The sequence below is a fragment of the Chryseobacterium sp. Marseille-Q3244 genome, assembly GCF_940807095.1.
Taxonomy (GTDB): domain Bacteria; phylum Bacteroidota; class Bacteroidia; order Flavobacteriales; family Weeksellaceae; genus Chryseobacterium.
In genome coordinates this window covers 545,040-558,173 of sequence record NZ_CALNWX010000002.1, presented here as the reverse complement: position 1 = coordinate 558,173, position 13,134 = coordinate 545,040, and the positions used below count along the sequence as shown (strand labels likewise).

General features: G+C 35.3%; 11 protein-coding genes. 7 read left to right on the top strand and 4 right to left on the bottom strand.

The window, feature by feature from the left end; translation table 11 throughout:
* The first annotated feature begins 36 nt into the window (after positions 1-36).
* Complete coding sequence (locus tag NBX25_RS05685; protein WP_250253026.1) at positions 37-2,010, top strand: tetratricopeptide repeat-containing sensor histidine kinase; 1,974 nt, start codon at positions 37-39, stop codon at positions 2,008-2,010.
* Entirely contained in the window at positions 2,000-2,638 is a 639-nt protein-coding gene (locus NBX25_RS05680) for a response regulator (protein WP_123908592.1), read from the top strand. Before NBX25_RS05685 ends, NBX25_RS05680 begins: the two co-directional genes overlap by 11 nt.
* A 46-nt stretch (positions 2,639-2,684) precedes the next feature.
* Here NBX25_RS05680 and NBX25_RS05675 read toward each other — a convergent pair whose 3' ends face one another.
* Entirely contained in the window at positions 2,685-3,119 is a 435-nt protein-coding gene (locus tag NBX25_RS05675; RefSeq protein ID WP_123908593.1) for a hypothetical protein, read from the bottom strand.
* Positions 3,120-3,473: 354 nt separating this feature from the next.
* Here NBX25_RS05675 and NBX25_RS05670 point away from each other — a divergent pair, with 354 nt between their 5' ends.
* From NBX25_RS05670 to NBX25_RS05660, 3 genes are all read left to right on the top strand, one after another.
* Positions 3,474-4,112, top strand: a complete 639-nt coding sequence (locus NBX25_RS05670) for an alpha/beta hydrolase (RefSeq protein WP_123908594.1) — start codon at positions 3,474-3,476, stop codon at positions 4,110-4,112.
* A gap of 121 nt (positions 4,113-4,233) precedes the next feature.
* On the top strand, positions 4,234-5,574 hold the full coding sequence (locus NBX25_RS05665; protein WP_250253024.1) for a PDZ domain-containing protein: 1,341 nt from the start codon (positions 4,234-4,236) through the stop codon (positions 5,572-5,574).
* 5 nt (positions 5,575-5,579) lie between these two features.
* Positions 5,580-6,107 (top strand): hypothetical protein, encoded by a 528-nt coding sequence (locus NBX25_RS05660; RefSeq protein ID WP_123908596.1) that lies wholly within the window; start codon positions 5,580-5,582, stop codon positions 6,105-6,107.
* Here the strand turns inward: NBX25_RS05660 and NBX25_RS05655 are convergent.
* The 3 genes from NBX25_RS05655 to NBX25_RS05645 all read right to left on the bottom strand — a co-directional run bounded on the left by NBX25_RS05655 (position 6,100) and on the right by NBX25_RS05645 (position 8,957).
* Entirely contained in the window at positions 6,100-7,143 is a 1,044-nt protein-coding gene (locus NBX25_RS05655) for a L,D-transpeptidase (protein WP_250253022.1), read from the bottom strand. The two genes, NBX25_RS05660 and NBX25_RS05655, sit on opposite strands and share 8 nt — an antisense overlap.
* Positions 7,144-7,255: 112 nt before the next feature.
* Positions 7,256-8,014 carry a response regulator transcription factor gene (locus NBX25_RS05650; RefSeq protein WP_123908598.1) on the bottom strand — a complete coding sequence of 253 codons (759 nt, stop codon included), beginning with the start codon at positions 8,012-8,014 and terminating at the stop codon, positions 7,256-7,258.
* Positions 8,015-8,528: 514 nt separating this feature from the next.
* Complete coding sequence (locus NBX25_RS05645) at positions 8,529-8,957, bottom strand: hypothetical protein (RefSeq protein ID WP_250253020.1); 429 nt, start codon at positions 8,955-8,957, stop codon at positions 8,529-8,531.
* A gap of 143 nt (positions 8,958-9,100) precedes the next feature.
* Here NBX25_RS05645 and NBX25_RS05640 point away from each other — a divergent pair, with 143 nt between their 5' ends.
* Together NBX25_RS05640 and NBX25_RS05635 are read left to right on the top strand one after the other, a co-directional pair.
* Positions 9,101-10,150 (top strand): helix-turn-helix transcriptional regulator, encoded by a 1,050-nt coding sequence (locus NBX25_RS05640; protein WP_250253019.1) that lies wholly within the window; start codon positions 9,101-9,103, stop codon positions 10,148-10,150.
* 136 nt (positions 10,151-10,286) lie between these two features.
* A complete protein-coding gene (locus tag NBX25_RS05635) occupies positions 10,287-13,133 on the top strand; it encodes a TonB-dependent receptor (RefSeq protein ID WP_250253017.1) in 2,847 nt (948 codons plus the stop codon).
* Position 13,134: the final 1 nt, after the last annotated feature.

The window sequence follows — 13,134 nt, the reverse complement described above, 5'->3', positions numbered from 1 at the left end:
GTTTATAAAAAATATATTCTACAGAACTGATACCTGATGAAGAGATTACTGATCCTGTTAAGCATACTACTGTCCTTTGGCCTACAATCACAACAATTGATTCCCCTTAATGAGAAACCTTATTTGGACAGCTTACAAAACGTACTAAGAAGTGGCGGAACTACGGCAGCAAAAGCAAATACCACTTTTCTTTTGTCAAATTATTATAGAAATATTGATTCTCTTTTAAGTAAAAAGTATCTGGAAAGTGCAAAAACTCTTATCAAAAGTGATGCTTTTCTTTCAGCCAAATACAATTTTTACGAAGCACAATATAATCTTGATCGAAATAAAGAGAAAGCCGCCGTTTCTTACCAAAAAGCGATTAAAGCATTATCAAAATTCAAAAATGAAGAATCTGATCTTCTTCAGGCAGCAGCCTGGTATAGCTATGGGGTCACACAGAAAGACAAGGAAGGTTATCCTTTTTTAGTGAAAACGATTCTTGAAAAAAGTATTCCATTGGCTAAAAAATATGAAAATAGCAGGAATCTTGGACTTTTATACACCCAGCTTGCCGTTATCCTTACTTACAATGCAGAGTTTAAAAAATCTGAGGAGTATAATACTAAAGCTTTAAAAATTCTTGAAAAAAACTATCCCAATTCTCCTGAACTATTCTTCACCTACTTAAATTTAGCCAATAATTTCTGTTATCAGGCCAAAGGGGATGAAGCTAAAAAGTTTTTGGATAAAGCCGAAGCACTCATTGGTCCTCATCCGGATTCCTCCGTGAATGCTTTTTATTATTATGGTAAAACGCTTTATTTTATTACCCGACAAAAGAACCCGGAAGCATTACCCGTTATTGAAAAAGGTATTTATTATGCTAAAACTTTTAATCAGAATCTATTGGCGCAGATGTTTTATTTCAACAAATATGACATTTTAAGAAAATTAAAAAGGTATAATGAGGCTAAAGGTGCTTTAGAAGATATTTTAACAGAAAAATCGCTTGCTCTTGATCTCAATAACAGAAAGACCATTTATAAGCAGCTTTCTTCTTTACATGAAGAGATGGGGAATACAAAAGAAGCTTTAGGTTGGGAACAGAAATATTCCAAACTTAATGATAGTCTGAATAGTGAAAATGTGAAGCTTGAGATCAATAAAATTGAAGCCAAGTTCAATACAGCAGAAAAAGAAAGAAAAATTGCCACTTTAAACGCTGAAAAGAACCAAAAAGAACTGGAAGTCAACAAGAAAAACTCCTATTTATGGGGATTAAGCCTTATTTTATTATTAGTTATAAGTCTTTTGATCTTCCTTTATATCATTTTGAGAAAGAATAAAAAAATCTCTAAGCAGAAGATTAATGAGATCAAACAAAAGGAAGAACTCTCTTTAACAAAAGCTATTCTTGAGGGAGAAGAAAGGGAAAGAGAACGTATTGCAAGAGATCTTCATGATGGATTAGGGGGAATGCTGGCTGGAGTAAAAATCAATTTTTCAACATGGTCTGCCAGTCATTTGGATCCTAAAAAAGACCAGGAGTTTTATAAAATCCTGGGACAGCTGGATAATTCTGTAGGTGAACTTCGGCATGTGGCAAGAAACCTGATGCCTGAATCATTGCTTAATTTCGGGTTGGAAACCGCCCTCAATGACCTTTGTGAATTTTACAACAGAAAAGATATTGAAATTGATTTCCAGGCAATCAATATTGAAAAGAATCTACCATTAAATATTCAGCTCAACATTTACAGGATTGCACAGGAATTATTGGCTAATGCTATCAAGCATTCTGAAGCCACCGGTATTTTATTACAATGCTCCCAATCTGAAAAAGATTTTTTCATCACAATTGAAGACAATGGAAAAGGTTTTGTAAACAACAAAGAACAAAAAACCAAAAGCATGGGGCTCCGTAATTTAAAGAACAGGGTGGATTACCTGAAAGGAAACATGGAGATCAACTCAGACAGTCAAGGTACAACGATTAATATAGAACTCAACATAGATGGAGAATGAAAAAATAAATATTGTCATCGTAGACGATCACCCTATCGTCATTGAAGGTCTGAAAATGATGCTCAAAAGCCAGCCTTCATTCAATATTCCGGAAACTTTTACTTCCGGTTCGGAAATCATCCGTTTTATGGATTCCAATAAGGTTGATATTATTCTTTTAGATATCACACTACCTGATGCGAATGGTACAGAACTATGCAGGGAAATCAAAAAGAAATCTCCAGAAACGTCAGTGATTATGTTCAGTAATCGTTCGGAAAGGAGTATCATCATGCAGTCTATCCAAAACGGAGCCAGTGGTTACCTTCTCAAAAATACATCTATTGAAGAACTGGTGATTTGCATCCAAGGAGCATTATCCGGTGACATTGTTTTTTGTAATGAAACCAAACAGATCATCAGCAGACCTTCTCAAAATGAGTTGCCAATTCCCAGGCTTACTAAAAGAGAAAAACAAATTCTGCATCTTGTAGCACAGGGTAAAACAAGCAATAGAATTGCAGAAGAGCTTTTTCTAAGCCCACTCACTGTAGATACCCATCGGAAAAATCTTCTGCAAAAATTTCAGGCTAAAAATTCTACAGAACTCGTAAACCAGGCTATAGAATATAATCTGATTGAAAAATAAAAAAACCGCTCTTGCAGCGGTTTTTATTTTATATAGTAAACTTTATTTATGGCTCAAGGAAGCTAAAAGCAACTTTTACAACCTGATTATCACCTTTTCCTGTAACTTTAGCAGTTCTGGCAACCTCTCCATCTATCAAAAGAGTAATGGTAAGTTCTGAATTTGCCTGTGGCAATACAGCATTCGCAGCAAAATTGATCTGTGCCTGGCTGGAATTAACCCACATTTCACCACTTGTCCAACTTTCTTTTAAAGGTGCAGTAGGCGTACTGTATATAGTATTCTGTGCAGTTCCTACCTGGGTTACCACAGAGATAAGCTCTGATCCTGTAGTAGCTTTCGCTACAAATTGAACCACATGATCCTGAAATTCATCATCGTCATCTTTTTTACACGAATTTACCACAGTAATCACTGAAAATAACAAAACGAATAAAGAAGAAAGTCTAAGTAAACTTTTTAAATTGTAAAATTGCTTCATTTCTCCAAATAGATTTTTTAATGTTCCAAATATAAGTTTTTTATTAATATAAAAATATCTTTAGTGAAAATTTTACAACATTTTTTTACAAAAAATATCAAATCAACAAAAACAGAATTCACTTTAAAAAACCCAATAATACAACGCAATCCTCTAATTATTAAACATAAAACATCATTATATTTAGAATTATTTTAATACTCATAAAAAGTAACATTACAAAAATAGAATTATTGTGTTTTTATTTAAAGATTAGCGTTTACTTTTTATCTTTTGAAAATGATTTCTTCAGCTCTCATATATGAATCATAAAAGTTAAGATTTACAATGTAATTTATTAATTATATTTGCTGTATGAATTTAGATTATTTAGTAAGAGAGCCGGAAAATATTACCTCTGCTACTCCTATACTTTTTATGCTTCACGGCTACGGCAGCAATGAGCAGGACCTTTTCAGCTTTAGAGAAACCCTTCCAAAAGATTGGATCATCATTAGTTTCAGAGCTCCCAGAGATACTCAATTTGAGGGATATTCATGGTATGATATTAATTTTAACGACCCTGAAAATTTCATTGATGTTCCTCAGGCTAAAGAATCTTTAAATGCTGTACTGGAAAGTATATTAAAAATCATAAATAATTATGGTCTCACTGAAAGCAAAGTTCATTTATGCGGATTCAGCCAGGGAGGAATATTATGCTATGCTCTGGCATTAAAATATCCTGAATTATTTACAAATGTTGCCTGTTTGAGTTCTTATGCAGAAGAAAAGATTCTGGATGGAATTGTAAAGGACAAAAAGAAACTGGAAAAGCTAAGATTCTTTGTATCTCACGGTACTGATGATGCTGTGATCCCGATTGATTGGGGAAGAAAGGCTGCTGAGCTTCTTTATGACCTCAATTGCTATTTCACATTCAGAGAATATATGAGCGGGCATGGAGTCAATCAGAAAAATTATATGGATTTAATGGATTTCTTCTCAAAATAAGCAGATTCCAATTTTAAAATAAATTCAATAAAAACAACAAATCTATTGTAGTTCGTATAAACATTCCAGTATTTGGAATGTTTTTTTATTACCATAAAGATAAATTCAGTAAATTGAGTATATGAAATTAAAGCTACTTTTACTGGGTTTATTATTGGGTATTTTTATCCATGCACAGAACTCTTTCCGACTGATCAATACTCAGAAAACAGTCATCCCTTTTCAGCTTATCAACAATCTGATTTTTATCCCAGTCAACATAAATGGAGCCAACCTAACCTTTATGGTGGACACCGGAGTAGCAGAAACCATTCTTTTCAGCCTGGACAATAAAGAAGTTAAGCTGAGTAATGTTGAAAAAATAAAGTTTTCCGGGCTTGGAGGAAGCCTAAGTATAGATGGATTAAAATCAGAACGTAATATCGGTAGAATTGGAGATGAGATCATCAATACTTCTATGTCTCTTTATGTGATTCTTGATGAGGAATTCAATATTTCCTCTCATGTAGGAATTCCTGTAAACGGCGTTATTGGTTACCATTTTTTTAAAGATCACCCGATCGCTATTGACTATATTTCTAAAAAAATAACGGTCTATGAGAATATGGATCCTTTAAAAAGGAAGATTAGAAAATTTGATGAAATGCCGATCAGTATTGAAAAAGATAAACCTTATCTAAACGCCGGCGTAGAAATGACCCGTGAAAAGAAAGAATCAAAACTTCTTATTGATCTTGGAAACAGTGATGCAATCTGGCTCTTCCCTACTCTTATTAAAGATTTTGTTTATAACCGTCCTAATATTGATGATTTTCTAGGTCGTGGATTCAATGGAGATATTTATGGTAAAAGAAGCAGAATCCATAATTTTTATCTTGGTGATTTTAAATTTGAAAAACCGCTTACCGCTATGCCTGATGAGTTCTCTATTCAGCATGTGAGCCTGGTCAAAGACCGGAAAGGCTCTGTAGGAGGTGAAATCATGAGACGATTTTCTATTATTTTTGATTATGCTAACAATAAGCTATATTTGAAGAAAAACAGAAATTTTGACGATCCTTTCCATTTTAATATGAGTGGACTGGATTTTAAACAGGACGGACTTGAATGGCAGCAGGATAGAGTGAAAATTGAAACTCAAGCCATGGGTGGCACAGTAAACGGTACAGTAGGTAATAAGAATGAAGTGTATAGAGAATCTTTTCAATATAATTTTATTCTAAAACCCATATTTGCAATTGCTGGAGTGAGAAAAGATTCACCGGCTTATGTAGCAGGCTTAAAAAAAGACGACAAAGTGATCAGTATCAATGGAGACAAAACAGCAGACATGAAGCTTGAGAAAATCCTTGAAATCATGAAGTCCTCAGAAGGAAGAACGATCACCATGGTTATTCAGAGGCAAGAAGAAAAACTGACTTTCCGTTTTAATTTGGAAGATCCGATCCCTTATCAAGAATAAACAATATGACAACTGAAGAAACTACCTTAGACAGAATAAGAACGCGACCAAGATTTAAGATGTTTACTCATCTTACCAAGGAAGAGTATGCTGAAAATCTGAAAAAATATCTCGCTGAACATAAAAATGAGTTTTCTGGCAACATCAATAAAGAGGTTGCTACCATTTGGGTGGAAACAAAATTTGATAATTACTGGAAACCGCGTCTTGCTTTGCGCGTCGAAATGGAAGATGATGAAACAGTAATACGGGGAGTTTTTGGTCCCAGCTCTGCGGTATGGACATTCTTCATGTTTCTTTACTTTTCCTTTTCTATTCTTTGGATGACCTTTTTCACTATGTATTACGTGGAAAAACAAATAAAAAGCGCCGAATACCCTTGGGCACTGAGCGCTTCTTTTATCATGTTATTTTTTATTCTTCTCACTTATATTGCGGCAAGATTCGGACAGCATAAAGGGAAAGATGAAATGCTTAAGTTAAGACAGTTTGCTGAAGAATCTACTTTACAATTTGAGAAGAAGATTATTTAGACAAAGTATCTGTAGGCCTTTCATTCTGAATAGGAGTAGCCATTGCTTTTGCTGTTTTAATGGAATCGGCTACTTTTTCTCTGTTAGCCTGTTCCTTCAGCATTTTAGGAACATCCGGTTCCAATAATTTTGTAAGCTCTTCAACAGATATATTATTGGCATTTGGGTCATTTAGAAGCTTTTTCCATGGCCTTCTTCCCCCCCAATTATAATCACCGAATACCATTACCGCTGTACCTCTCGCCTTTGTAGTGGCACCCCCTGGATTCAGTATCCATGTATCAGCATAAGAATACAGCCATTGTGCATCTTTTCTTAATAGTCTTAAACAGGAATGTGATGCAGGATATCCAGGAAGTGTATATTCGTGCCAGCCGATACCCCCTATGTTATGGATATTAAAATTGTAAGGAAGTTTCCATTCACTGCTTACTGTAGAAATGGACAGTTTCTTTTTCCAGTTGGCAAAAGTGAGTCCTCTCGTTGTCTGTGCAGTCTTTTTCCCCATACTGGTTGGTCCCCATTTCACAAGACCTCCGTTAGAGTATACCGCATAAGCCTGGATCGGATAAGAAAAGATCACGAATTTCTTCACACCGCTTAGTATATCAAGCTGCATAGGAAATGGAGAATACGCCATTAAGGTAGTGTCTATTTTAGCAGGAACTACCAAGGTATCAGCATTCCATTTGCTTTTAGAATCCAGTCTGTTTAATGCTAAAATAGCGGTGCGTTCCTTCTCATCATACTTTTTACTGAATGCTGCATATACAGAATCCCGCATTTTTTTATCTTTTGGAAGGACAAAGGCATTATAAAAACCATTCTCCTGCATCATAGGCGGAGCAGATTCTTTTTTAACCACAGGCACTGAATCTTTCTTTATAGAGTCTTGCTCTGTTTCCGGAGTTTCGGAAGCAGAAACAGTATCTTTAAAAGTATCGCTGATTTTTTCTATTTCTTTTTTACAGGAAACAAGGAATACTGCACATAAACAGGCGTATAGAAATGATTTTTTCACAGATATGTTCTTCATAAATAAATTAAGGTCATTTAGTTTGGCTACCCAGTACAAATATCAGACCTAAAATTGAATCCTAAAAGACATTATGAAAAATACCGTAAAAAAACGGTGATTCAATATTTTTTTAAAGCAGTTTATTGGTTTTCGCATAAGATAAAGCTTCCGCAATATTGCTTACACCAATTTTTTCAAAAAGTTTTTTGCGATGAAATTTCACAGTATCTGCCGTAATAAAAAGTTTATCTGCAATTTCACTGATCGTATGACCACTGGTGTACAGGCTTAAAATTTCATATTCTCTTGAAGATAGTTTTATCTTTTCACTTTTCTCCCATTTATCTGCTATAAGATCATATTTCCAGATTTCATCAGAACCTTCCTTACTGAGGACTACATTTCCGGAAGACGTATTATTAGAAAGGGAAACAGCACACAAAGCTTTCCAAACCTGCCCATCTTCGGTAAGGAACATAGGCGCCAGTTTATGATTAACCAGAATCATATTCTTTTTACTATTGATCAGATTGAAGTCATAGGAAATAGAATAAAGCTTCCTATCCTCTATCGGAATCTTATCATAAAATTTAAATCCTGCTTCATTGATCTTAACCAGCATTTCCAAATCCTCCGGTTTCACATTCTGGAAATAAAATGCATAGCCGAGATTCTTTACTTCTTCTGAGGTTTTACCACATAGAAAAAGAGGGTTTTCTGAAACATATTCAAACCCCTTAGTTTGATAATTGATAACATACAGGCTTTGGTAGGTGGTTCTGGCAAGTGCTTTTACAGCCTCAAGGTAATCCGCGTCCTGACTGAAATCAATGTCAGCATCTTTACTGACCTCATTTTTTTCGTTAAAAAATCTTTTAATCTGTTCCATATTTTTTAAAAGCTTTTCTCACTACTACACTAAAGGATAGTTTTTAACTTTTATACCACAAATCTACACAAAAGTGTAGCAATTCTCAAAATGCTGTGATATAGATTTGCAAACGATTTGCATGATTGTACCTTTTTCAGAAATACCATCGTTAGGATGAATCCTGAAATGCAGTATACAAACAATCAGAAAAAGCAAACCAACATGTCATCAATAACCATGATATAGAAGTTGCCAAAAATTCGGTCCAAACAAAGTTGATTCGTCAAGTTTTTATCGTAAAATAACTCAGACAATGACACCTAATTCAGACTAAATATTAAATAATTGACCGAGTCAAAAGCAACATCAACGATCAGCCTTTTAAACAGCATAAATCTCTGCTTTAAATTACAAACTGATCAAACCACCCTATCACTGATTTTTACTATTACTGTCCTATCAGACAGTAATTTTTTTTATCTCGCATTATCTATCAATGATACAAATGAGGTGTAACCAACCTATTATCTTATTACTGAATTTTCTGATTAAAGTGAAGAGTTCTTAATCTAGTATAATAAAAGATCCAAAGTATAAACCAGGGCAAATTCATAATCAAAAATACTAAAATCATTTCGCCATCGATTTTAAGCTCTACCATCTGAAATAAATAATATCCAAGAGAAAGTATCGGAAAGAAAAACCAGCATAAACCTGATTTTACCGTAGACTGAAATGGTTGCAAAAGCGATAATAAGCTGCTGAATGATACTATACTCATGAACAATATCCAAAATACGGTAATTCCGTACACCAGCCCACTCATATCGCAATTTCTTGGATGTTCTCTTACAGGCTCTCTCGTTAATGTCATAAATACAATGAGAAGGATCATTGAAACGACAGTTGAGATCAGCCAGGTTTTCAATATTGATAATAGAATGTATTTATTTTTTGACATTAAATTCCGCTTTAAATGCTAAAGTAATAATAACTATTCGATTGACAAAAATCCTATTCCCTTCGTTTTCTGACTGATATTTAATAATTTGTTAAAGATACCATGCTCATATTATCTATAATTTTGACAAAATATCAGTTATCATGTTATACATCATTATGGTAGTTGTACTACAGGCACTTATCACCCTCACCCTATTGCTCTATCTCATTAAAAACAGGGAATCTGTCCTGAATATGCTGTTATTGTATATCGGGGTGGTAGCATTGGATATGGGCTATGAATATTTCATTATTCAGAGATTCGGCTATGAATCTGTTCTGTATGAAATTCCTGGAAGTCTGCGCGTGTTTAAAGGACTCATTTTCCTATATATTACCACCTACTTAATTCATGCAAAATGGAGAGACCGGCTTAAATACCTGATCGTTCCACTTACATTAGTGGTTGTTCATCATGCCATTGCTTTGACAGCCAAAATCTTTGATTTATCCTGGGCGGATATGGCCATAAAATCTTACCAGGTTTATTTTGCATACTACAGCTATTATTGGGTGGCATGTCTTGCTACCTGTATTTATTTCCTGACCAAATACCGTAAAAACATTACCCATCCAGTAGCCAGTAATTTTCGTTATCTGGTTTATTATGTATTAATGGGAGTATTGATTTTTTGGACGGTTTATCAACTGGGCTGGGATACACTGATCTATCAGAAGATATACAGTTTACTATTCCTTTTCCAATTTGGATGGATTTTGTATGTTTATATTTTAACGTACCAGCACAGAATTTTGGAACAACAGAATAGATCTCATTTTTCTGCTCCTAAAGAAACCTATCTGTATAAGGACCTTTCAAAAATAGATTTTGAGACAGTACAAAATGCCGTTGTTACCTTTTATAAGGAAAGTAACGAGTATCTTGATGAAGAGTTTACTCTCGATCAGCTTTCCAGCCATTTAAAAATAAGCAAATCCGATTTAAGTATTACCTTTAATAAACACCTCAATACCAACTTCCACGAATATACCAACAGAAACCGTATCCAACATTTTAAACAGATATTATCGGAAGATCCTTCTGCAAGTGTCATTGATCTTGCATTTCAATGTGGCTTTAAGTCCAAATCAACTTTTTATAAATATTTTAAGAAAGAATTTGATTGTCTGCCTTCTCAGCTCATCCATTAAGTTACAATTATTTAATATTAGTAACCTATTGATTTACAAAACAGTTCACCTCGAACTCAACAGAAATAGTAGTCTGAAATTTAAATGAACTAAAACTGTTTGGCGAGCGGACATCTTTGCATAAAATTTCACTAAGATGTCACGAGAAAGTCTTTTTCTAACAAAAGCAGCATTTTTTCTTTTGGGCCCTTTCGCCTTTGCACAAACCTCAGTTCACGGAACTGTAGTAGACAGCCAGGGAAACCTGCCCAATGCCCTGGTATATATTGAAAACAGCAGTCAAAAGGTTACCTCCAATACTGATGGATCCTTTGTTCTGAATAATATTCATGATGGCAACTACAACCTTGTTGTAGAATACAAAGGATATGATACCGTTTACATTCCTTTTAACGTAGCAGACAAAAAGGAAGTTGATCTTGGATTGGTTAAATTCGGAGCCAGACTTAAGGAAAACAGTATTCAGGAAGTAGTGGTTACCAGTGTTTACAAAGCCTCGCAAGCCAGAGCTATCACGATGAAGAAAAATTCTAATACCATCACGGAAGTTCTTTCTGCTGATGCCATTGGAAAACTTCCGGATCGTAATGCAGCAGATGCCGTACAAAGGATGCAGGGAGTATCCATTGAGCGTGATATGGGGGAAGGACGCTTTGTGGCGGTAAGAGGAACTCCTATACAATGGACAGCTTCTACTTTAAATGGTAACAGAATGCCTAGTGCGAGCGGAGATAATGCCAATCGCGGGGTGCAAATGGATATTTTCCCATCAGAACTTATTCAGAATGTTCGTTTATCTAAAGCTTTAACTCCGGATTTGGATGGAGATGCTATTGGCGGAAATGTAGATTTCATTACCAAAACTTCTCCCAATAAGGAAACCCTAGCGATCAGTATGTCTTCCGGCTATGTTAATATGTCAAAATCGCCAACCTATAATTCCTCTATTGTTTACGGAAACAAGATTACCAATAAACTGAAATTTATCTCTTCTGCTGTGATCTGGGAGCGCTCTACCGCTATAGATCAAATGAGAAATATTTTTAACTACGGACTGAAAGATAAAACAGCCTCCTACTCTATCAATCAGCTGCAGCTTCGTGATTATTTAGCCAACCGGAGAACACTCGGGTTTAATATGGGATTGGATTATGAAATAAACAGCAGGAATAAACTCTATTTTAAAGGCTTATACAGCCAATATAAAGATGGCCAATCTGTAAGGGAATCCTATTTTAATTTTGACAATAAAAATGTAACGCTCCAAGCACGCCATGCGGATTACCTTACCGATCTGTATTCTATGCAACTGGGTGGAAATTATCAGGTAGGACAGCGTCTGGAAGTAAACTGGTCCTTATCCAAAGCACGTTCAGAGTTCAGATTCAATTCTCCGGAAAATCTGGACAAAAATGAAAGAGGTTATCCTATGGTCAATTTTATACAACCTACGACCTACGGAAACCTTTCTGCAGATGGAAGAAAATACCTGGCAATGGATGCTCCAGAAGGTGTTGGAGATACCGGAAGCTTCACTTTACCTTATAACCAACAGACTATAGCAGCAGATCAATTAAGATTAAACCAAATCATCCTCAGTCAGAACCACAACAGCGAAACAGATCTTAGAGGACAGGTAGATTTAAAGTATAAAGTATCCGATAATTTTGAGCTTAAATTCGGAACAAAATACAATAATAAGAACAAAAATGTAGACAGTTCTTTACTGGTATGGATGCCTAAATCCTCTCTTGGAATTCCCGGAACTCCTGTAACTTATATGAACCAACTTGAACGTGAAGCTTTTCCTTACAGAGGAGGTTTCATGAATCCTCTTGGAAATCCTTATAACTCAGCTATTATTAATCAGATTACCAACGGACAGATTGATCAGATGTACAATCCTGCGACACAGAATAGTTTAGGACTGATGCGGGTAAGCAGCAAAGACAGTAGTTCCAATATCACGAGTTCTTACCGAGGAACTGAAAACGTATGGGCAGCTTATATGATGGGAACCTGGAAAGTGACCAATCAGCTTCAGGTATTGGGAGGTTTCAGAAATGAATATAATGACATTACATTCTGGGGTAAAAAAGTGGTTTCAGACAAGGATAATAAAACGGAAGATATTAAAGACAGTAAAATCTACAACGTAGTGCTTCCTATGGTTAATTTGAAATGGAATATCAGCAATGATCGTATTCTAAGACTAGCTTACACCCGTTCTTTTGCAAGACCTGATTTCAATGACCTGAATCCCGGAACCATCGTTAATGATATTACCAACACCATCACTCAGGGAAATACTAAACTTGATCCTACATTTTCCAACAACTTTGATCTTATGTTCGAGAATTATTTTGGAAAACTGGATCTGATTACCGCCGGAGTGTTCTACAAAGACATTACCAATCTCATTTATAAAGATCAGTCAGTAACAGATATTGGAGGCAGAACTTACACCTTTACCGCTCCTAAAAACCTGGAAGGAGCTACATTATTTGGTTTTGAGTTTGGAATTTCCAAACGTTTTGAAAACCTGCCTGGATTTTTGAAAAATTTAGGTTTTGAAGGGAACTATACCTACATCTCTTCCAGGATGAATATGCCAATCTATGAAAACGGTCAGCAGACAGGTACCATGTCCACTACAATCCCTAACCAGGCCAAACATATTTTCAATACCATCTTGTTTTACGAAACCAGTAAACTGATGCTTCGGATTGCAGGGAACTATAAAGGCAACTATGTAAGTGAAATCAGGGCTGCAGCAGGCGCAGATCACTACCAATACTTCGATAAAAACTTTACCGTAGATCTTTCTACCTCATATAGTATTTCAAAGAAAGTCCGGTTGTTTTTAGAGCTTAACAATATTTTCAACGAACCCAACCGCTATTATATGGGTACCAAAGACCGTGTAGAGAACATTTCCTACTCAGGAATGCGTGGACAAATAGGATTCACTTACAACTTCTAAT